Origin of the sequence: Pseudoalteromonas sp. RB2-MNA-CIBAN-0110 (genome assembly GCF_040309305.1) — a bacterium.
In the GTDB taxonomy this organism is placed as follows: domain Bacteria; phylum Pseudomonadota; class Gammaproteobacteria; order Enterobacterales; family Alteromonadaceae; genus Pseudoalteromonas; species Pseudoalteromonas arctica.
Window position 1 is genome coordinate 29,960 of record NZ_JBEOOQ010000009.1, and the last position, 19,692, is coordinate 49,651.

At 40.8% G+C, this 19,692-nt stretch carries 22 protein-coding genes; 13 read left to right on the forward strand and 9 right to left on the reverse strand.

Annotated elements, in window-relative coordinates:
* Positions 1–13 precede the first annotated feature (13 nt).
* Both AAEY68_RS06750 and cyaY read right to left on the reverse strand, forming a co-directional pair.
* Positions 14–670: an alpha/beta hydrolase gene (locus tag AAEY68_RS06750; protein ID WP_007580555.1), complete on the reverse strand. Its 657-nt coding sequence runs from the start codon at positions 668–670 to the stop codon at positions 14–16.
* Positions 667–990 carry an iron donor protein CyaY gene (gene cyaY, locus AAEY68_RS06755; protein WP_002960979.1) on the reverse strand — a complete coding sequence of 108 codons (324 nt, stop codon included), beginning with the start codon at positions 988–990 and terminating at the stop codon, positions 667–669. Before cyaY ends, AAEY68_RS06750 begins: the two co-directional genes overlap by 4 nt.
* Before the next feature lie 341 nt (positions 991–1,331).
* Between cyaY and lptM the strand changes: the two genes are divergently transcribed.
* The 8 genes from lptM to AAEY68_RS06795 all read left to right on the forward strand — a co-directional run bounded on the left by lptM (position 1,332) and on the right by AAEY68_RS06795 (position 7,611).
* Positions 1,332–1,526, forward strand: coding sequence for an LPS translocon maturation chaperone LptM (lptM, locus tag AAEY68_RS06760; protein WP_024592613.1), 195 nt, complete (start codon positions 1,332–1,334; stop codon positions 1,524–1,526).
* Entirely contained in the window at positions 1,527–2,780 is a 1,254-nt protein-coding gene (gene lysA / locus AAEY68_RS06765; protein WP_024589650.1) for a diaminopimelate decarboxylase, read from the forward strand.
* A 64-nt stretch (positions 2,781–2,844) separates the two neighbouring features.
* On the forward strand, positions 2,845–3,675 hold the full coding sequence (gene dapF / locus AAEY68_RS06770; RefSeq protein WP_007580548.1) for a diaminopimelate epimerase: 831 nt from the start codon (positions 2,845–2,847) through the stop codon (positions 3,673–3,675).
* On the forward strand, positions 3,672–4,283 hold the full coding sequence (locus AAEY68_RS06775; protein ID WP_350585714.1) for a DUF484 family protein: 612 nt from the start codon (positions 3,672–3,674) through the stop codon (positions 4,281–4,283). Before dapF ends, AAEY68_RS06775 begins: the two co-directional genes overlap by 4 nt.
* Positions 4,280–5,224 (forward strand): tyrosine recombinase XerC, encoded by a 945-nt coding sequence (locus tag AAEY68_RS06780; protein ID WP_350585715.1) that lies wholly within the window; start codon positions 4,280–4,282, stop codon positions 5,222–5,224. Before AAEY68_RS06775 ends, AAEY68_RS06780 begins: the two co-directional genes overlap by 4 nt.
* A 10-nt stretch (positions 5,225–5,234) precedes the next feature.
* The gene (locus AAEY68_RS06785) at positions 5,235–5,942 is read left to right on the forward strand and encodes an HAD-IA family hydrolase (RefSeq protein ID WP_024592616.1); all 708 of its coding nucleotides are present in this window, start codon (positions 5,235–5,237) and stop codon (positions 5,940–5,942) included.
* Between the two features lie 187 nt (positions 5,943–6,129).
* The gene (locus AAEY68_RS06790) at positions 6,130–7,233 is read left to right on the forward strand and encodes a retroviral-like aspartic protease family protein (protein WP_024592618.1); all 1,104 of its coding nucleotides are present in this window, start codon (positions 6,130–6,132) and stop codon (positions 7,231–7,233) included.
* Positions 7,234–7,254: 21 nt separating this feature from the next.
* Positions 7,255–7,611, forward strand: coding sequence for a HopJ type III effector protein (locus tag AAEY68_RS06795; RefSeq protein ID WP_024592619.1), 357 nt, complete (start codon positions 7,255–7,257; stop codon positions 7,609–7,611).
* Between the two features lie 10 nt (positions 7,612–7,621).
* Here AAEY68_RS06795 and AAEY68_RS06800 read toward each other — a convergent pair whose 3' ends face one another.
* Together AAEY68_RS06800 and AAEY68_RS06805 are read right to left on the reverse strand one after the other, a co-directional pair.
* Positions 7,622–8,029 carry a GNAT family N-acetyltransferase gene (locus AAEY68_RS06800; protein WP_024592620.1) on the reverse strand — a complete coding sequence of 136 codons (408 nt, stop codon included), beginning with the start codon at positions 8,027–8,029 and terminating at the stop codon, positions 7,622–7,624.
* A gap of 40 nt (positions 8,030–8,069) precedes the next feature.
* Positions 8,070–8,375: a DUF6482 family protein gene (locus tag AAEY68_RS06805; RefSeq protein ID WP_024589642.1), complete on the reverse strand. Its 306-nt coding sequence runs from the start codon at positions 8,373–8,375 to the stop codon at positions 8,070–8,072.
* 109 nt (positions 8,376–8,484) lie between these two features.
* Between AAEY68_RS06805 and AAEY68_RS06810 the strand changes: the two genes are divergently transcribed.
* The 3 genes from AAEY68_RS06810 (at position 8,485) to AAEY68_RS06820 (ending at position 10,871) form a co-directional block, all read left to right on the forward strand.
* Positions 8,485–9,177, forward strand: coding sequence for a pseudouridine synthase (locus tag AAEY68_RS06810; RefSeq protein WP_024592621.1), 693 nt, complete (start codon positions 8,485–8,487; stop codon positions 9,175–9,177).
* Between the two features lie 101 nt (positions 9,178–9,278).
* Positions 9,279–9,653 (forward strand): BlaI/MecI/CopY family transcriptional regulator, encoded by a 375-nt coding sequence (locus tag AAEY68_RS06815; protein WP_024592622.1) that lies wholly within the window; start codon positions 9,279–9,281, stop codon positions 9,651–9,653.
* 9 nt (positions 9,654–9,662) lie between these two features.
* Positions 9,663–10,871: a M56 family metallopeptidase gene (locus AAEY68_RS06820; protein ID WP_024592623.1), complete on the forward strand. Its 1,209-nt coding sequence runs from the start codon at positions 9,663–9,665 to the stop codon at positions 10,869–10,871.
* 74 nt (positions 10,872–10,945) lie between these two features.
* On the opposite strand, the gene AAEY68_RS06825 is transcribed toward AAEY68_RS06820, so the two are convergent.
* Entirely contained in the window at positions 10,946–11,329 is a 384-nt protein-coding gene (locus AAEY68_RS06825) for an MAPEG family protein (protein WP_024592624.1), read from the reverse strand.
* A 238-nt stretch (positions 11,330–11,567) separates the two neighbouring features.
* Between AAEY68_RS06825 and AAEY68_RS06830 the strand changes: the two genes are divergently transcribed.
* Positions 11,568–12,446 carry an EamA family transporter gene (locus AAEY68_RS06830; RefSeq protein ID WP_350585716.1) on the forward strand — a complete coding sequence of 293 codons (879 nt, stop codon included), beginning with the start codon at positions 11,568–11,570 and terminating at the stop codon, positions 12,444–12,446.
* A 70-nt stretch (positions 12,447–12,516) separates the two neighbouring features.
* Here the strand turns inward: AAEY68_RS06830 and AAEY68_RS06835 are convergent, their stop codons facing one another.
* The 4 genes from AAEY68_RS06835 to AAEY68_RS06850 all read right to left on the reverse strand — a co-directional run bounded on the left by AAEY68_RS06835 (position 12,517) and on the right by AAEY68_RS06850 (position 17,679).
* Positions 12,517–12,834 carry a DMT family transporter gene (locus AAEY68_RS06835; protein WP_024592625.1) on the reverse strand — a complete coding sequence of 106 codons (318 nt, stop codon included), beginning with the start codon at positions 12,832–12,834 and terminating at the stop codon, positions 12,517–12,519.
* A complete protein-coding gene (locus AAEY68_RS06840; RefSeq protein WP_010554553.1) occupies positions 12,834–14,366 on the reverse strand; it encodes a bifunctional GNAT family N-acetyltransferase/carbon-nitrogen hydrolase family protein in 1,533 nt (510 codons plus the stop codon). Before AAEY68_RS06840 ends, AAEY68_RS06835 begins: the two co-directional genes overlap by 1 nt.
* 99 nt (positions 14,367–14,465) lie before the next feature.
* Positions 14,466–15,314: an MBL fold metallo-hydrolase gene (locus tag AAEY68_RS06845; protein ID WP_007580517.1), complete on the reverse strand. Its 849-nt coding sequence runs from the start codon at positions 15,312–15,314 to the stop codon at positions 14,466–14,468.
* A 79-nt stretch (positions 15,315–15,393) separates the two neighbouring features.
* Positions 15,394–17,679 (reverse strand): penicillin acylase family protein, encoded by a 2,286-nt coding sequence (locus tag AAEY68_RS06850; protein ID WP_350585717.1) that lies wholly within the window; start codon positions 17,677–17,679, stop codon positions 15,394–15,396.
* A gap of 157 nt (positions 17,680–17,836) precedes the next feature.
* Here AAEY68_RS06850 and ycaO point away from each other — a divergent pair, with 157 nt between their 5' ends.
* The gene (ycaO, locus tag AAEY68_RS06855) at positions 17,837–19,597 is read left to right on the forward strand and encodes a 30S ribosomal protein S12 methylthiotransferase accessory factor YcaO (protein ID WP_350585718.1); all 1,761 of its coding nucleotides are present in this window, start codon (positions 17,837–17,839) and stop codon (positions 19,595–19,597) included.
* The last annotated feature ends 95 nt before the right edge of the window (positions 19,598–19,692 follow it).

The window sequence follows — 19,692 nt, forward strand, 5'->3', positions numbered from 1 at the left end:
AGCGGTTCCAAAATTAGCTTAAACGAGCAATTAACCATTGGCGAATAGCTTGCAATTCTTCTGCGCAAACTTGGTGAGCCATTGGGTATTCTTGCCAGCTTACATCCATGTTATGTGCTGTTAATACTTCAAACGCACTTCTTCCCGCACTATGCGGTACAACGTTATCTTGGCTACCATGAGCCATAAATACGTTTAAATCAGTATGCTTTGCTTCATCAGCAAATTTTTGCGGCACACACATATAAGTAGAAAGCGCCATAACACCCCCAAGCTTTTGCTCAAAGCGCGGTGCTAAATGCAGAGACACAACACCACCTTGAGAAAAGCCAGCTAAAATAATTTTATTAGCAGGTATACCATTAGCAATTTCTTTATTAATTAACTCTTCTACCTTTGCAGCCGAATCCCTTACGCCTTGTTCATCGGCACGCTTATCTAATTCTATAGATTTAATATCGTACCAAGAGCGCATTTCCATGCCACCATTTATGGTGACCGGTTGTACTGGCGCATGCGGAAAAACAAACCGTATACCAAGCTCACTTGGTAAATTAAGCTGCGGAGCTACTGGCGCAAAACCATCCCCAGAGTCACCTAAACCATGTAACCAAATAACCGTTGCTTTGTGCTCACTTTGGGCTGCATATTCTACAAATTCTAAACTCATAGTGATGATTGCCACTTAACTTCTTGGCCTGCTTGGCGAGTTGAGGCTTCATTTATAAACGCCCAAAATTCAGCGCCAGAACGGTTATCAATCCATAACCCATCACGCATTTCAAAATGATGTCCGTTAAACTTAGTCGCAACCCATACTTGGTGAAGAGGTGCTTGCTTGTTAATCACTATTTTACTTTTATCAGGAAAAATTATTTCTAAAATACCTTGTGCCGATTCGTAATCTAAATCAGCTTCGCAATCATCAACCTGCTCTTCAATAGTGAACATAAGAGCTTCGGCTAATTGGTGATATTCGTGTTCAGTCATTGTTATTTCCTTTGCAGGCGAGCCGCCTAATATTGGGTACGTTTTAGCTTTGAATTAGCTTTAAAAATGTGCAGCTAGGGCCTGTTAACCTTTCAGGATTGAAATTTGTTCTATCTAGGGGCGATTTAATCGCGGCGCGAGGTTTGTAACCTAGTGGACTAAGTTAAAACCGAGCAACAAAGAGTAAATCGTTCCTAGGACGAACCCAACGGGCAGCGCAAATTCAACCTCGAGAGATAAACAAGTCCTAGTGTAACAGGAATAAAATCATCCGCGAATAGCTGCATTTTTTAGATATTCTGTTACTCTGCGATTATAAAGCCAGCAACCGTATTAATCTAATGAAAGCGACACATACCTTACAATTAAAAAAACTATTAATAAGCACTGTACTGTTAAGCGCCTTAGCTGGCTGCGGACAAAGCGGTCCGTTATATTTACCAGAGCAACAAACAGAGCAAAACCAACCTCAAAATACAGCTCAGCCAGCCACTACCGCTGAGCAAGCCAAAATATCGCAAAGTCAGGAGCAATAAATGGATTATTTTAACTACAAAAACAACCAATTATTTGCCGAAGACGTCAGTGTGGCAAGCATAGCGCAGCAATACGGTACGCCGTGTTATGTGTACTCGCGCGCTACATTTGAACGCCATTATTTAGCGTTTGCTAACGCCACTAAAAATCATAAAAGCTTGGTGTGTTACGCCGTAAAAGCAAACTCAAATATTGCCGTGCTTAATATATTAGCGCGCCTAGGATCGGGTTTTGATATTGTATCCAAAGGCGAACTTGCGCGTGTAATTAAAGCGGGAGGCGATGCTTCTAAAGTGGTTTTTTCGGGCGTGGCTAAAACAGCAGACGAAATAGCGTACGCATTAAAATTGGGGATTAAATGCTTTAACGTTGAATCAGCCTCTGAGCTTGAGCGTATTTCTGAAGTGGCTTGCGAGCTTAACTTAGAAGCGCCTATTTCTATTCGCGTAAACCCCGACATAGATGCAAAAACACATCCGTATATTTCTACTGGTTTAAAAGAAAATAAATTTGGTATTGATATACAAACTGCTGTAAGTGTTTATCAACAAGCAGCGGCTTTACCTGGTTTAAAAATTATTGGTGTTGATTGCCATATTGGCTCTCAATTAACTGAAGTTAGACCATTTTTAGAAGCCCTTGATAAACTCATGGCGCTTATTGATGAGCTAAAAACCAACGGTATTGAGCTAACTCACTTAGATATTGGTGGCGGTTTAGGCGTGCCATATAACAACGAGCAACCACCGCACCCAAGTGAATATGCAGCGCAAGTTACCGAACGCTTAGCTAACTATAAACACCTTGAACTAATTTTTGAACCAGGGCGCGCTATTGCAGCTAACGCAGGTATTTTAGTTACTCAAGTTGAATTTATTAAACAAAACCAAGACAAATTTTTTGCCATTGTAGATGCAGGTATGAACGACATGCTTCGCCCTGCGCTTTATCAAGCGTGGCAAAAAATCATTCCGGTATCAGTTCGCGACGACGAAACACCGACTCACAACTTTGATATTGTGGGCCCTGTGTGCGAAACCGGCGACTTTTTAGGAAAAGATCGTGAACTAGCGCTTAAACAAGGCGACTTACTCGCACAACGAAGTGCTGGTGCATACGGCTTTACCATGAGTTCAAACTACAACTCGCGCCCGCGTGTTGCAGAAATAATGGTAGATGGTCAGCAGCACCATCTTATTCGTGAACGCGAAACTATTGAAAGCCTTTATCAAGGTGAGAAAGTTTTACCATAAACGTTTTTGTCTACTAGCTGCTCTGTGGCATGATTAGCACAGAGCAAAACCGAATTAGAGCGCTATGTTAGTTAATTTTTCCAAAATGCACGGCTTAGGCAACGACTTTGTTGTGATTGATAACATTACACAAAATGTTTTTTTGTCGCGAGATCAAATCAAAAAACTGGCAGATCGCCATTTTGGCATTGGCTTTGACCAATTGCTAATGGTTGAAGCGCCATACTCTCCTGATCTCGACTTTCATTATCGAATATTTAATGCCGATGGTACCGAAGTAGAACAATGCGGTAACGGCGCACGCTGTTTTGCCCGCTTTGTACGTATGAAGGGCCTTACTAACAAGCATAAAATTACTGTGTCGACCAAGTCGGGCAACTTAACGCTCTACATAGAAAAAGACGGTCAAGTAACGGTTAACATGGGTCATCCAAATTTTGAGCCAAGTAAAATCCCTTTAAAAGCGAGCAAGCGTGAGCTTACTTATATTATTAGAACCGAAGAACACACTGTATTTAGTGGCGCGGTATCTATGGGTAACCCGCATTGCGTGCTAGAAGTTGACGACGTAACCACCGCGCAAGTTGATATATTGGGTCCATTACTTGAAAACCACGAACGTTTTCCGCAAAAAGCGAACATTGGCTTTATGCAAGTTGTATCGCATGAACACATTAAATTAAGAGTGTGGGAGCGAGGCGTTAACGAAACCCTAGCCTGTGGCACAGGTGCGTGTGCAGCAATGGTTATTGGTCACATGCAAAATAAATTATCAACAACCGTTCAAGTAGATTTACCAGGCGGTAGCTTACAAGTACGTTGGAGTGGCGAAGGTCACCCAGTACGCATGACTGGCCCCGCAGAGCATGTGTTCGACGGGCAAGTAGCGCTATGAGCGAGCTAAGTAAAGAACAGGTTATTGATTACTTACATCAACATCCTGATTTTTTGGTTCAACACCCGGAGCTACTCGCACAACTTGAGCTGCAACAGCAAGCTCAAGGTGCAACGTCGCTGGTACATATTCAGCAACGCCAATTACGCGAGCACAACACGCTTTTAAAAAACCAAATAGATGCTATGAGCAAGCATGCAACGCAAAACGAGCTCGTATATCGCTTGTTTAGCCAGTGCCATCGCCAGCTTTGGAATCATAACGATTTTGACACTCTTGCAAATAATCTGCGTAATATAATATGCTCAAGTGAAGATGTTAGCGACTGCAAATTAGTAAAATATAATCCCGAGTACGACGAGCTTATTTCACATCGCCTTACCCATTCTGGGCATTATTTAGGGCGTATTAATCAGCAAGAGCGCGAATTATTATTTAGTGAAGATACACAATCTGTCGCTATTTATTTAATTGGCGACACCAAGCACCCTATCGCTATTTTGGCGTTTGGTAGCAGTAACGTAAACCACTTTGAGCCCGCTCAAGATAACCTGTTTGTACTCGACTTTATAAACGCATTACACCTGCGGTTGCAAAAACTAGCATGAGTGACGATGCGCCTAATACTACCCAGTTAAGCGACAGTTGGCGTACACCCGTAACGCTATTTAGCGATTATTTAAAGTTTGAAAAACAATATTCAGCGCACACCGTTAATCAATATGTAAGCCAGCTTGGCTTTGCAGCCCTTTATTTTAGCAAATTATGTGATGACTGGTTTGGCGTGCAAGGCGAGCATATTCGCCGCTACAGCATGGCACTACGCTCAAAACAATTAAGTGGCCGTACAATTAGCTTAAAGCTCAGTTGTATTCGCAGCTTATATAAGTTTTTAAAAGCAAAAAATATTGCCGAGCAATCGCATTACCATAATCCGGCGGTGGGTATAAAAGGTCCTAAGTTTGCAAAGCCCCTACCTAAAAATCTCGATGTGGATCAAATGGCACGCTTGCTCGAAATACCCGACGACGAACCTCTCGCAATTAGAGATAAAGCAATGATGGAGCTTATGTATTCATCAGGGCTGCGTATAAGCGAGTTAGTTGGCGCTAACATGCAAGATATTAGTGCTGCTAATGGCGAAATTTTAGTGCGTGGTAAAGGCAATAAAGAGCGATTAATTCCGGTGGGTAAAAAAGCGTTAGACGCATTAAAAAAATGGCTCACAATACGCCCTCAGTTTGCAAAGCCCGATGAAATAGCAGTATTTTTAAGTAGCCAAAAAAATCGTATTTCGATTCGCCAAGTGCGCCTACGCATGCAAGAGTGGGGAATAAAACAAGGCATTAGCTCGCAGGTTCACCCGCATAAGCTGCGCCACTCGTTTGCGTCACATATTTTAGAATCATCTGGTGATTTACGCGCCGTGCAAGAATTACTAGGGCACAGCAGTTTGTCGGCTACACAAGTGTATACGCATTTAGATTTTCAGCATTTAGCCAAGGTGTACGACAACACTCACCCTCGTGCAAAAAAACGAACTGATTAGGTAAATAAAAATGATCCGATTTAATCGTGCTATTAAGCCATTTTCTGTCATGAGCTTTGATTTAGACGACACTCTTTACAACAATCACCCCATTATAAAAGCAGCGGTTAAAGCGCAGCAAGATTATTTAAACGCGCTCCCGAGCTACTTAGCCCAAGGCCCAAAATACTGGCAACAATGCCGCAATGAGGCCGTATTACAGTTACCTGAACTTGCTGATAACGTCACTAAATGGCGCCAACATACATTGCGCTTAGCCCTTTCTAAACTAGATTTGAATGAGGAAGAGGTAGAGCATCATGCAAATGCTGCCTACAACACCTTTGCCGATGCGCGCAGTAAAATAGTGGTAACCGATGACGTACTAAAGCTGCTAGATAACTTAGCCCAGCACTTTACGCTTGTTGCGATTACTAACGGTAACGTTGAAATTGAACGCTTTAACTTACACGATAAATTTGAACTCGTACTGCAAGCAGGTATGCACGGTAAAGCAAAACCTCACAGCACCTTATTTGATAAAGCAGCCACACATTTAAACGTTGCTAAAAGTGAAATTTTACACATTGGCGATAGCCTAGATACCGACGTACAAGGCGCAAATAATGCCGGTTGCCAATCGGTATGGTTAAACGATCAAGGCGCCAATTATGCTTATAAAGGGCTGGCTGATATTGAAATAGTCAACATCCATGCTTTAACGCACTTTATTAAATAATACCAATTGCATTAAATAAGTGTTCTATTATAGCGCTAAGAAAATAGCACAATAACAAGGCGAAAATTGTGACATATAGTTGTTCTATATAAATAATTTTTAACGCAGTTAGTGAGTTATTTAATGCGATAAAATGATCATGTTTTAATAAAGTTGGTATAAACTCGTTTAAAAATAAGAGGTCACAATGAGCCACTATACCAAGCTAATCACCTTGCTATTAATTGGCTCGCTTAGCCTTAACGCTTATTTATTATGGCCGCAGCCTGCGTTAACTACACCACAAAAAACGCAAAGTGCCCAGCAAAGCATATCGCCTAAACAACAAAATACGTTACTAAATACGGCAAAGCAGCAATTTAAACAACACCAATTTGAAGCCGCACTTAGTAGCTATCAACAACTCAAAAATAGCTACCCAGAAAGTGCAAAAAACCTTTATTCATCGTGGCTAGTGCAGCTTAAAATATGGCTAAATAGCAATTTATTACTTAGCGAATCATTTCTCAATGCGCTATTAAATAACAGCCCTTATAACGTAGAATTACTTAATTTACAGGTTGAGTATTTAATAAATAGCGAGCAAACACAAAACGCCATTATTGCTTTATTTGAGCTGAATTCATTACTACCTGCTGATCAGCAAAACAACGTAAATACACGTTTAAATACGCTCACTCAAAACGAATTACACACATTAACTGAGCAACAAAATTGGCAAGCTATTATTGAGCAAACACAAATTTGGCTTGATTATAAAAGCGATAACGCGCAGTTTTTATATCCGCTTGCGTACGCCTACTATCAGCAAGGCGATTTAATTAGTGCACAAGCAACCCTTGATCGAATGCCAAACCAGCACAATCTAAAAAGCCAAGTGCAAACACTGCAAGCTATGATCAATAAAGCACAATCGCAAGACGACTTTGTTGCTTTAACGCCTTACGGCGCGCATTACTTAATAAACACCGAAATAAATAACAATCTATCGACCGAACTAATGATTGATACAGGCGCAAGCGTAACCTCACTACCTACAAGTATAATTGAGCAAATTTCGCCACAACCTTTATATTTAGGCGATGTAACGGTAAACACAGCTAACGGTCAAATTGTTGTAAAACGTTATCAAATTGAATCGTTTAAAGTGGGCTCGCAAATTATTTATGGTTTTGAAGTGTTGAGCATTGAAAACACACGCGGACAAGGTTTGCTAGGGATGAACTTTTTATCGCGATTTAAATTCAATATAAATCAGCAAACAGATGAGCTAGAGTTGAGCGCTAAATAATTAAAAATCCAAAGGTAACACATGACACTAAATAACTATTTAAAAGCACTTGCTGAAAACCCAAAAAGCATTCAATTTACCGATACAATGGCGGTGATTGAAGCAAATTACGACTTTACTGCATGTGGCTTTAATAACCATGGATTACTTAGCGCTGCGAGTGAGAACAACGGCTCATGTAAAATTTTTGCGTTTGCTAAATTAAACGATTTAAGTAAACAAAATACGTTAGATTGCTTTGGTAAGTTTTACCGAGAAGACGTGCTGCAAAACCCAAAAGGCGATGATCACCTAAATATTCGCACTTTTATGTTAGCACCAGAGGCAACACCTTTTTTAGGTATTACCTTTGAAGGCGAGCCACTAAAAGAAAAATAGCCAGCAAAAATTAAAGTGGCTTTTCCATAAAGTAACGCGTACCTGAGCGTGGGTAATTATTAAGTTGATACTTAACACTATAACCGCGCTTTTCGTAAAAAGGTTTTGCTTGAAAATCAAGTGTATCAAGCTGAGCAGTTGTTGCTCCTAGCTCAATAGCAGCTTGTTCAAGTTCCGTTAGCAGTTTATCTGCAAGCCCTTTACCTCGTGCACTATCGCTACACCAAAGCCAACCAATCATCAGCCAATTTCCAAACACACACCCACTAATACCGGCAACAAGCTCGCCTTGCTCATCAGTAAATTTATAGCCTAATGGCACTCTTTGCGCATCAAAATGCTGGGCGTTAAATTCAACCATTTGTGCGCGAAGCGCTGAGTTTAACGCATCGGTATTATCTACTTTTAATTGATACATTTATCGCCCTTAAAAAGCAGATACTAGCAAATTAGCTCAATCAATAAAGATTATTTTTACCGTAAGGTACTTCAAGCATATTGCTACCGGTTTTTTCTGGCTGACCGCACATTTCGTCGTAAGCGCTTGTTTGGCGCAGTACCATTTCGGCATACGCTATTTTGTCAAAACGCTTTTGAACATGCAGTGGGCTTAGCGCTCTTAAAAACTCACCGCTGTCTTCTGTTACATAGTATTCAACGTTATTAATCATTACTGATACTTGATAAAGCGCCATATCTAACGAGTGAACAATGACTTTTTGTAGCGGCTCGTGCTTTTTTAACTGTGAAAATTTAATACCCATCTTGGCTACCTTTTTATATTTAACCTGAGTTCTGGTTATTTAACATTATCGATACGCAGCTTTGCTATAATCACGATCAAATTTTTATTAGCCGCTGGCGTCACACGTTATGAGCACAAAAATCCGACTCGCTAAATATATTGCCCATGCAGGTATTTGTTCTCGTAAACAGGCATCGCGTTTAATTGATGAAGGTGTGGTGACTGTAAATAATCGCCCAGCGAATCATATAGATCACGTTGACGAGCAAGACACAATAATAGTGAACGAAAAAGAAATTAAAGGTGCTGCCGATTTAGTTTATTTTGCGTACCACAAACCAGTAGGTATTGACTGCAAATTAAATATTGATGACCCTGCCAGCCTTATTCACCATTTGCCCACACTCACCCGCGTTTACCCTATTGGTCGATTAGATAAAGACTCTCGCGGTTTGCTTATTTTGACCAACGATGGGGATTTTTGTAATCAACTAATACATCCTGACTTCCACCAGCCTAAACATTATTTAGTCACCGTAAATAAGCCTTTAGACGATGCTTTTTGTAAAAAAATGGCAGCAGGCGTACCCGTTGATAAACACATAACCCTGCCTTGTGAAGTAAATAAAATAGCCAGCAATCAGTTTAGTATTGTTTTAAAACAAGGGCTAAACAGACAAATACGTAAAATGGCGCATTACTGCGGATATAAAGTAATTGATTTATTTAGAGTGCAATTTAGTGACCTCACCCTTTCAAAACTAAACCTACCTGAAAACCAATATATACAAATTAATAAAAACGATATTTCAAAAATCTAATACCAAGTCACTTAATTACATCTCAAAAAGTTAAAAATAAACTTGCAATTAAAGATTACAGGTGTAGTCTTTAATTGAAGATTACATTTGTAGGCAATAGCATGATTGAGTTATCAAAAGCAGAGTTTGACGTGCTCGACGCACTTTGGATTAACTACCCCGCCACCGCGAGCCAAATAATTGAGCGCTTAAGCGACGATAAGCAATGGCACGAAAAAACCATTAAAACCCTACTAGGTCGACTAGTAAAAAAAGGCGCACTTACATTTGAAAAAGAAGGTCGTCAGTATATTTATATGCCGTGTATGGAGCGCGTCGACTACACCTTAAAAGAAAGCCAAAACTTTATTGAGCGCTTTTTTAGTGGGCGTATTGCGCCACTTGTAAGTGGTTTTGCTAAATCGGAGCAGCTTTCTCAGCAAGATATAAACGAGCTTAAAAAAGTTATAGATGACTGGGAAAAAAACCAAAAGTAAGGGATTAACATGGTTATTCAAACTGGTTTTAATTGGTTGATTGAGCAGCAATTACTATTAAGCATTTTGTTTTGTGGATTTATTTTACTCGAGCGATTTGGTTTAAAAGCCCTTGGCTCGCGGTTTGTATATAAATTAGCATGGCTATTACCTGCGGCATTGGTTATTGCTAATTTACCAAATGCGATTAAACCACTGCAAAATAGCAATATTAGCCATTACTTAATCACCCCTAACCAGCCTTTTACACATGAAATGGGTATTAGCTGGGCGCTCATATATGTACTTATTACCGCAGGGTTATTAATAGCTAGCTTTATTACGCATACCCGCTTTGTTAAAAGCCTGCAGTTAACTGAGTTAACACAATTTGAAGGCACTCTTACCGCTGATGTTAAAACTTATACCAGCCAACATGTAGCCACGCCAATGGTTGTCGGTATTTTAAACAGCAAGCTGGTGTTACCGAGTAACTACAATACCCAGTTTGATAAAGCCACATTAGCGCTTATTTTAGAGCACGAAAACGTACACATAAAACGCAAAGACAACCTAACAAACGCACTTATATTACTACCTACTATTTTACTTTGGTTTAACCCACTAGCTTGGTTTTGTTACGCAAGCATGCGCCGACTACAAGAGCTGACTTGTGATGAACGGGTACTTAGCAATAAAACCACACAACAACATATTTTATATAGCAAAGCCTTAATAAACTGCGCGGCAAATGCGCCCACAGGACTTATGGCTTATTCACACTACGGAGATAAAAAAACCATGTTACAACGACTTACTAATATAAAACACAGCACAGAGCGTTCAAAGTTTGCTAAAGGTGGCTTATTGCTTGTAGCAGCAAGTATGCTAAGCGGATTAGCGATTGCAAAGCAACCAGAGGCAATGACTAAAGAGGATCACATTTCACCGACAATGCGTATTGAACCCCTTTATCCAATACAAGCAGCTCAACAAGGCATCAGCGGCTCAGTGGTATTAAAGTACGATATAACTCCCAATGGTGAAACCGCTAATGTTTCTGTTGTTACTGCAAAGCCTGAAGCCATATTTGACCGTGAAGCTAAAAAGGCGCTAAGACAGTGGCAATACAAACCCTCATCAATGGGTTATCAAAACGTACTTGTACAGCTCGATTTTGCAATAAACAATGAAGTTGCTAATACCGATTTAATAGAGCGAATTAAAGTATCGCACTAACTTTATTAGATTTTTCAAGACTACAAAGCAAGCGCCCTTTTAGGCTGCTTGCTTTGTGGTTTTACGCCATAAAGTTATAAGCTCACCACAATCATGGATATGGCTGTACCCAAACCAATAAACCACACTAATGAGCGAATTATATCTAGGTTCATATAGTAAAAAACGCAATACAAAATACGCGACACAATATGCGTAACCGCTAGCGTTTCGGTCACTGCACCTACAGAGTTAGTGCCCAGTACAACTGCAATAGCGACAGCAAAAACAGCGAGCGATTCAAAACAGTTTTGATGAGCAGCGAGCGCCCGTGCACCAAAGCCGGTTAATTTTTTTTGTTGCGCCCTTGGATGTTTATTGTCGTATCGACCTAATTTTGCCATTGCTATAGCAACCGGCACTTTTGCAAAGTAAGGCATTAATACCGCAAGTAATGCACATACAACTAATGTTGTCATAATTTATCCTTTTGATGTTTCGGATAATTTAGCATAAGCGCAATAAAAAAGCCGCCAGATACGTTTATGACAAACGCTGGCGGCTAACAATAACATCAGGCTTACTATAGCTAAATATATCCTCAAACCCATGCGACATAATGTCGCAGATGATGAATATTCAACATCATAGTTAATGCATCGCTTTACTTCACAAAGCTTGTTAACTTTACTGCCTTACATTTTAACGATGACGACCATGACCTGGATATTTTTCACTTTTTTAGCCGCCTTTATGCAAGCATGGCGTAATGCCTTGCAAAGTAAATTAAGTAACGATGTGAGTGTGGCTGGCGTAACCCTCTCTCGCTTTATTATTGCAGGCCCTATTGCTGCCGTGTATTTATATGGTTTGTATCAATATCAAGATACAGCCATGCCTACGTTTAATAATGCCTTTTGGGGATTTATTGTAGGCGCAAGTGTTATGCAAATACTTGCCACTGGTTTAATGGTTAAGCTATTTAAAATGAATAATTACGCTGTAGGTGCTGGTCTTGCCAAAAGCGAGGCGTTAGTGGCTGCTATTTTAGGTGTATTATTTTTTGGCTCGGCACTTTCTTTACTCGGTTGGCTTGGTGTGTTTTTTGGCGCTATTGCCGTATTGCTACTCAGCGGCATAACAAGCGTTAAACACTTTAATGCTAAAACGGCATTACTAGGACTGGCATGTGGCACTTGCTTTGCTCTTACCTCACTGTGGGTACGTGAAGCGAGCTTAAACTCAGGATTATTATTCCCCCACTCAGCCGCTTGGGTTTTGCTGTTTGTAATTAGCTTACAAACGCTAATACTACTGGGCTATTTATTATTAAGAGAGCCAAAAACGCTCAGTAAACTGTGGCAATACAAAGGCACTACAGCCGCTATTAGTGTTTTTAGTTGTATCAGCTCTATTGGCTGGTTTAGTGCAATGAGCTTACAGCACGTTGCTTACGTTAAAACACTTGGACAGGTTGAAGTGTTTTTTACCATGCTAATTGCCGTACTTTGGTTAAAACAGCCACTTAAAAAACAAGATACTGCAGGCTTAATACTTATAGCTATTGCTGCTATTTTGGTTATGCTGCCGAATTAATGGCAGCATAAAAAAGCGCAGGCTTTTATACCTGCGCTATTCATAATTAAGCGTTTATTCGAATTACCAATTAAGAGCTGATTTTTAGGGTTATCACACCACTAATAATCATTAATACTCCCGCAATACGACCAAACGTTGCGGCATCGTTATAAAACAATATACCTACTAAAAACGTACCTGCAGCGCCAATGCCTGTCCACACGGCGTATGAAGTGCCCATTGATATTTGCCTTTGGGCAAGCCACAACATTAAACCACTAGCGACTAAAAATGCCACCGCTATTGCGATGCCCTGCCAGCGAGTATCTGAGTTTTGCGAAATTTTTAAACCTATCGGCCAGCCAATTTCAAGTAAACCGGCAATAACCAAATAAATCCACGCCATTAAACATCTCTCTTTTTCAATATAACTTCATATAAATCTTCGCGGCGATCTTTTAAGTTACGCACTGTGCCTTCGCTGTGAAGAATTTTTAACTTATCCATATCAAGGTCACTAAATAACAGCATTTCTGTATTAGGTGTGGCTTCGTTAAGTGTTGCATCGTGCGGGAACGAAAAGTCCGATGGCGTTAACACAGCCGATTGTGAGTACTGCACATCAAGGCTTTCTACTTGTGGTAAGTTACCTACCGAGCCTGCAATAACCACATAACATTCGTTTTCTATTGCACGCGCTTGTGCACAATGGCGCACACGTAAGTAGCTATTTTTAGTATCGGTCCAAAATGGGACGAACAAAATATCTAACCCTTGTTTTGCTAATATGCGTGAAAGCTCAGGAAACTCTACGTCATAACAAATTTGAATACCTACACGCCCAGCATCGGTTTCAAATACAGCAATTTTGTCGCCGCCTTGAATAACCCAATCGTTTTGCTCATGCGGGGTAATATGTATTTTACGTTGCTCGTCTATTTTACCGCTGCGGTGGCATAAATAACTCACGTTATAAATTTTATCGTCTTCGGCAAGCGGCATAGAGCCGGTAATAATATTGGCGTTGTATTCTATTGCCATACGCGACATCGCGTTTTTAAACGTTTCGGTATATTCCGCTAAATAACGAATCGCTTCAGTTTGGTTGCTTTGATTTCCTAAGCCCATTAATGGCGCGTTAAAAAATTCAGGGAATAGTATAAAGTCACTTTTGTAGTCAGATACGGTATCTACAAAGTATTCAACCTGCTTTAGCATTTCTTCAACCGATTCAACACAACGCATTTGCCATTGCACAGCACCTACGCGCACAATTGATTTAGTTGACTCGAGTACCGTGTCGGTTGGTTCATACATAATGTTATTCCACTCAAGTAAAGTGGCGTAACCAACTGACTCTTGATCCTCCGGTAGGTACTTTTTAAGTAAACGCTTTACCTGAAAATCGTTAGATAACTGAAAGCTTAAAATAGGATCGTACAGCTCTCTCTGATCTACTTTTGCAATGTATTCCATTGGCGTCATTTCACTACTGTGATTGTAATAACGCGGAATACGCCCACCCGCTAAAATAGCGCGTAGGTTATATTGGCGGCACAGTTCTTTACGGGCATCATAAAGGCGACGACCTAATCGCATGCCTCTGTGAGTTTCGCTAATGGCCACATCTAAGCCGTATAGCGCATCGCCGTCGGTATCGCTAAATACACGGTCGTGACCATCTGCAATGTCTTCGTATGTATGCGGGTTTGAAAAACGTGTGTAATCAACTTGTACGCTCAGCGCTAAGCCCACCAGCACGCCGTCATCTACAATACCTATTTGCCCTTCAGGAAATTGGTCTATTAATCTAAAAATGGTATGACTTGGCCACGCACCACCTAAGTCGGGATACGCTTGATCCATCAAGGTTTTAATTTGCGGATATTGCTCTCTGGTTAAGTTACAAATTTCAAGATGGGTTTTTTCTGCCGACATACACAACTCCTTTAGGCATAAGAAAATAAAAGCCGAATGTACGCTCGATTAAATCAAGAATACACTCAGCTTTGTATCATGTTTTTTACTTTAGACGTACTACTTTAAGCTGCGATAAAAGAGTGTGGTTACTTTCTCTTTTGGTAACCAGCCTGCGTATTCAAGACCAAGTTCTGCCAATGGATCGGCTTTAAGTACTTGCTCTAAGCTTGCATTATTTTGCATTGCTTTTAGCATTACGTCTTTCGCGTTTTGAACTAGCTTACCATACGCTATCAGTCCTGAACGGTCACTTACCTTACCGTGTCCTGGTATTACTTTAGTGTTGTCGTCAATTTGTTTAACTACATCGTCTACTGCCGCTAAAATACCATCAACGCTGCCGCCGCTATCTACATCAACAAACGGTAAGCTGCCAAAATTAAAGTAAATATCGCCCATGTGCACTATGTTGTCGTTACTAAAAAAGACAACCGAGTCACCATCGGTATGTGCATGTTCGTAATGCACTACATGGGCGTGTTCATTATTAAAATGCAGTTTTAAATCGTGACCAAAACTAATGCGCGGTAAAAAGTCTGACCCTTCTCCATGCTGCTCTTCTAAACGTTTATGTACATTGTCGTGTGCTATAACGTGCGCACCCGCTTTAGCAAAGTTTTCGTTGCCACCGGTATGATCGCCATGATGATGCGTATTAATAACAAACTCTGCACTGCCTGGTTTTAAATCGCTAATCGTTTTTTTAATATCATCTGAGAGTTTAGCAAACTGATCATCAATAATATAAATGCCATCATCACCTACACTCGCTGCAATATTACCGCCTTGCCCAAATAGTACGTATACATGCTCACTTAGCTTTTGTGCTGTTACTGGTCCCTCGTCTGCTTGCGCTGCTGTACTTAGTAATAAACCTGTTATTAATGCGGGTAGTATTTTTTTCATTTTTGTTCTCTGTTGTATGAATTAATAAATATAGAACGTTTTTATCACTATTTAAGCTCACTCACTTATCACTTAAACGTTATTTAATAGGACTTATGACTATTTGATGCATAAGTGTTTGCGGCAATAAAGGTGTATGTTTACCCTCTACGTAATCACTAAACCCCGCTCTATAAAATTCAGAAAGAGGATGCCCCGATTGCCCACCGGGAATAGCTAAAATTGCATGTTCTAAATGCCCAGGCTGAGCAATAAAGCGCTGCGATGCGCCAAAACTACGCCCTTGTACGGCGGGCATGTAGCTATCACCAAAACCCGCTGCTGTGGGCATATTTAATAACTTAGCAAGTAACGGCATTTGCTTTGCAAACGGATGCTCTATCACTAACTCATTGACCTTGCCCCACTGCCAGCTTTGTACATTATTACCAAATCGCTCAGTAAGCTTAGTGATAGTTTGGTTAAATGCACCGTGTAATTGTGCATCCCAGCTTTTAAATTGCGGGTTTATCCACGTATCGGGTTTGTTATTAATAAGCTGCCAAACTGCGGGCTCTAAATCTCGTTTTACGTATTTAAGTGTGCCTTGCTGTTTATTTAATTGGCTTTCAATATTACCAAATAAAATATTAATCACTTCATCGCGGTAGCGCTTAACTAAGGTATACCCTATGGAGGTTGAACACGCACATTGCTGCCAATTTTCGAGCGCTGTTATATATTGCTGATTTTTGGTTTGATCTGTTTTTAATTGCTTTAATAGCAAAGCATGCCAAGGCATTAAAAAGCGAGCTTGGTTATCGAGCTGTAGTGCGTAAAAGTCGCTCTCTGCAAATGTTTGTTTTTCAAATAATCTATCGCGGATTTGACTCGAACGTGCACCGAGTGCATAGCCACCATTGCCAAAACGGGCGTTATCCTCAGCCGATACCACGCGAGAGTTACCAGTCCATAATCTGCCGCTTTGTGGGTTTTTAATAAAGGGACGTTCTAATTCATTTTGCAGCCAAAGCGCTGAGTAGTCATCGGCATTTACGCCAAGCTCACTTGGCGTTTTACGCGCCGGTATACCGCCCATGTTTTTCCACGCGGCGCTACCTTGGCTGTCTACCACCATTAGGTTTTGCACAGGTATTCCTACATCGCTTGCTACGGCAAGTGCATCATCTACTGTTTTGGCTTGCTCTAACTTTAATAGTTGCATATTAACGGCGTAAGGCTGATGTGCAGCCCAGCTCAATGCATAAGGTTTTTCGTTAATGTATTTTACAGGTCCGTATTCGCTAAGTATTAATGAATAGTTTTCGACTCCCCCATCGGGTAATGCAATAGGTTCATCTACTTGCCATGTTTTACTGTCATCATTTAAGGCAATCCAATCGGCTGTATCTAAATAGCCGTTAGTAAATCCCCATGCAATATTATTGTTAGTGCCCACTACGATTGCCGGCGCTCCGGGCAGCGATACACCGGTTACCTGAGCAGGTTTTCCATTTTGTGTATAATTTAATTGTGCTCTGTACCAAATAACCGGCACTGCCATCGATAAATGCATATCATCCGACACCATACCAGCACCTGTTTTAGTCAACGCACCTGTAACTGCCCAGTTATTACTGCCGCGCTCTTGGTAGGCTTCAATACTTTTAACCGTGTGCTGTGTTTGAGTTGGCAAAGTAGGTATACCGGCGTTATAAGGCGCTAATTTACTGCCATCAAGCGCAGCTTGGTATTTACTTGGTTGCGTTAAAAAATCAACCATTTGCTTTGTGTACGCTTGCTCAATTTGAATAAGTGCTTGGTCGCGCTCAAATGTCGCACTTTGTAAATCAAGGTACATGCTAAATATCACAAGTAGGCTGTCTTCGCTTTGCCATGGCTTTTGCGTTGCACCTGTTAGTAAATATTCAAAGCTTGAATACCCTACTTGCGCTAAACCTTCGTTTACACCTTGAGCATAGCTTTTAAGTAATTGCTTATCGGTATCAGGCAGCGTTTGTAAAATAATTTGGCTGCGTTTACGTAATTGATGAAAACGCATCTTTTTATCAAGCCCAAGCGCGGCTTCGCCAAATAATTCACTTAGCTCGCCTGTAGCATTACGCCTTAGTAAATCCATTTGAAAAAAGCGGTCTTGCCCATGCGCGTACCCTAAACCATAGGCAGCGTCGTTTCGGCTATTGGCATTTATAACCGCTTGCCCTAATGCATCGCGTGAAATTTTTACAGGCTCTACTACCGCATTACTGCGTCCGTTTCCGTCAAGGGCGGGTAAACTTAAACTAAGCACACCATAAACAATGGCAGTACTCGCCAGCCCTAAAATCACAATTAATAACAACAAGCGTTTGATTACTTTAAACATCAATCTTTCCTTTTCACGTTTTTGACCAAGCGTTAAGGACATATAATAACCACAGTTTTATTAAATAATAATGTTCTTGCTCGCAAAGGGTGAAATAAACATCAAAATCCACGATAATGTCGGCTCCACACATCGTGCAGAACTAGTTGAGATCAATATGACTGAAAAAACATTTATCAAAGGTAAAGACCGCGACCTAGAATCGTCAATCTCTACCATGCAAAACAAGCTTGAAGCCCTACACATTAATGTTGAAGAAGCGCTTTGGCTTAACCCTGTAGCTAACTGTTATTCGGTTCATATAAAAGACAGTGACTGCGGTGTTATGTTTACCAATGGTAAAGGCGCAACCGACAAAGCCTCTATTGCCTCAGCGCTTGGTGAATACTTTGAGCGTTTAAGCTGTAACTACTTTTTTGCAGACTTTTATCTAGGTGAAGAATTTGCCAATGGCGAGTTTACTCATTACCCAACCGAAAAATGGTTTAAAGTTGAAGGCGATGAAGTACCACAAGGTATTATGGATGAAAGCTTATGGGATTACTTTGACCCAGAGCGCGAACTTAACGCATCACATCTCTTTGATTTTAACTCTGGCAATATTGATCGTGGCATTTGTACCCTGCCGTACACACGCCAACGCGATAACCAAGACGTATACATTCCGGTAAACGTTATTGGTAATATTTTTGTATCTAACGGTATGAGCGCAGGTAACACGAAGTTTGAAGCTCGCGTACAAGGTTTATCAGAAGTATTTGAACGCGCTATTAAAAACCGCATCATCGCCGAAGGCATTTGTTTACCAATCGTGCCTGAAGACGTTGTTAAGCAATATCCTAAAATTCACGAAGCGTGTGAAGAGCTTCGCAGCCATGGCTTTCATTTACGTATTGCCGATGCATCGCTTGGGGGTATTTACCCAGTAATGAGCGTAACGCTTATTAACCCAACTGATGGTTCTGTATTTGCTTCTTTTGGTGCTCACCCATCATTTGAAGTTGCGCTTGAGCGTACCGTTACTGAGTTACTACAAGGTCGTCGTTTAGATCAGCTAGATGTATTCCAACCTGCAACATTTGATAACGATGAAGTAGCAACACCAGAGAACATTGAACTGCACTTTATTGATTCAAGCGGTTTGATTTCGCATGATTTCTTCCGTGCAAAACCTGACTTTGAATTTGTACACTGGGACTTTAGCGGCACAACAGAGCAAGAATATAACTTCTGTACTGACCTGATTCACAGCATGGATCACGATATATACATCATGGATTACACGCACTTAAACGTATACGCATGTCGTATTTTAGTGCCGGGCATGTCAGATATTTACCCTGTTGATGAGCTTATTTGGCGCAACAACAACGAAGGCGAAAAATTTCGCGAAGCATTCCTATCGCTTGATCAGTACGATGCAGAGCAATGGATGGAAATTTACGACAGCCTAGAAGAAGCCGGTCATAGCGATATTATCCGCGCCGCAGAATTTATTGGCTTAGCAACTGATGCCGACACACCATGGCACACACTGCGTATAGGTGAACTTAAAGCGCACCTATGTTTAGCCGCAGGCAGCGAAGAAGCCATTGATTGGGTTGATTGGATACTTCATACAGGCCAAGTAAACGAAGATGCAATGCGCCACTTCCGCTGTTTAAAAGCAATTCTTGAAATTAAATACGATGACGAGCGCGAATACGCTGATTACCAAGATGCATTAGGCTTAATGTTTGGTGCTAATAATGTAGCGCTGGCTATAGAAATTGCCGAAGGTAAAAAGCAGTTTAACGGTTTAACTTTCCCAGGTTTATCGCTTGAAGGCTTTAAAAAGCATGCGGCACTACTTGATGGTTACCGCAAGCTACACGTAGCAAAGCAAAATCATTGGGCACGTGAAGTTAGCGATTCGTAACTCGCTAAACTACTAATTATAAAAAATAAACGGCGTATTTGTTAATGCGCCGTTTTCATTTATGTCATAAATTAGCTATAGTTAATTTGCCTAAA

Excerpts from the sequence above, each read along its gene's own strand:
- AAEY68_RS06750 (WP_007580555.1), bottom strand. The coding sequence starts at position 670 with ATGAGTTTAGAATTTGTAGAATATGCAGCCCAAAGTGAGCACAAAGCA.
- cyaY (WP_002960979.1), bottom strand. The coding sequence starts at position 990 with ATGACTGAACACGAATATCACCAATTAGCCGAAGCTCTTATGTTCACT.
- lptM (WP_024592613.1), top strand. The coding sequence starts at position 1,332 with ATGAAAGCGACACATACCTTACAATTAAAAAAACTATTAATAAGCACT.
- lysA (WP_024589650.1), top strand. The coding sequence starts at position 1,527 with ATGGATTATTTTAACTACAAAAACAACCAATTATTTGCCGAAGACGTC.
- dapF (WP_007580548.1), top strand. The coding sequence starts at position 2,845 with ATGTTAGTTAATTTTTCCAAAATGCACGGCTTAGGCAACGACTTTGTT.
- AAEY68_RS06775 (WP_350585714.1), top strand. The coding sequence starts at position 3,672 with ATGAGCGAGCTAAGTAAAGAACAGGTTATTGATTACTTACATCAACAT.
- AAEY68_RS06780 (WP_350585715.1), top strand. The coding sequence starts at position 4,280 with ATGAGTGACGATGCGCCTAATACTACCCAGTTAAGCGACAGTTGGCGT.
- AAEY68_RS06785 (WP_024592616.1), top strand. The coding sequence starts at position 5,235 with ATGATCCGATTTAATCGTGCTATTAAGCCATTTTCTGTCATGAGCTTT.
- AAEY68_RS06790 (WP_024592618.1), top strand. The coding sequence starts at position 6,130 with ATGAGCCACTATACCAAGCTAATCACCTTGCTATTAATTGGCTCGCTT.
- AAEY68_RS06795 (WP_024592619.1), top strand. The coding sequence starts at position 7,255 with ATGACACTAAATAACTATTTAAAAGCACTTGCTGAAAACCCAAAAAGC.
- AAEY68_RS06800 (WP_024592620.1), bottom strand. The coding sequence starts at position 8,029 with ATGTATCAATTAAAAGTAGATAATACCGATGCGTTAAACTCAGCGCTT.
- AAEY68_RS06805 (WP_024589642.1), bottom strand. The coding sequence starts at position 8,375 with ATGGGTATTAAATTTTCACAGTTAAAAAAGCACGAGCCGCTACAAAAA.
- AAEY68_RS06810 (WP_024592621.1), top strand. The coding sequence starts at position 8,485 with ATGAGCACAAAAATCCGACTCGCTAAATATATTGCCCATGCAGGTATT.
- AAEY68_RS06815 (WP_024592622.1), top strand. The coding sequence starts at position 9,279 with ATGATTGAGTTATCAAAAGCAGAGTTTGACGTGCTCGACGCACTTTGG.
- AAEY68_RS06820 (WP_024592623.1), top strand. The coding sequence starts at position 9,663 with ATGGTTATTCAAACTGGTTTTAATTGGTTGATTGAGCAGCAATTACTA.
- AAEY68_RS06825 (WP_024592624.1), bottom strand. The coding sequence starts at position 11,329 with ATGACAACATTAGTTGTATGTGCATTACTTGCGGTATTAATGCCTTAC.
- AAEY68_RS06830 (WP_350585716.1), top strand. The coding sequence starts at position 11,568 with ATGACCTGGATATTTTTCACTTTTTTAGCCGCCTTTATGCAAGCATGG.
- AAEY68_RS06835 (WP_024592625.1), bottom strand. The coding sequence starts at position 12,834 with ATGGCGTGGATTTATTTGGTTATTGCCGGTTTACTTGAAATTGGCTGG.
- AAEY68_RS06840 (WP_010554553.1), bottom strand. The coding sequence starts at position 14,366 with ATGTCGGCAGAAAAAACCCATCTTGAAATTTGTAACTTAACCAGAGAG.
- AAEY68_RS06845 (WP_007580517.1), bottom strand. The coding sequence starts at position 15,314 with ATGAAAAAAATACTACCCGCATTAATAACAGGTTTATTACTAAGTACA.
- AAEY68_RS06850 (WP_350585717.1), bottom strand. The coding sequence starts at position 17,679 with ATGTTTAAAGTAATCAAACGCTTGTTGTTATTAATTGTGATTTTAGGG.
- ycaO (WP_350585718.1), top strand. The coding sequence starts at position 17,837 with ATGACTGAAAAAACATTTATCAAAGGTAAAGACCGCGACCTAGAATCG.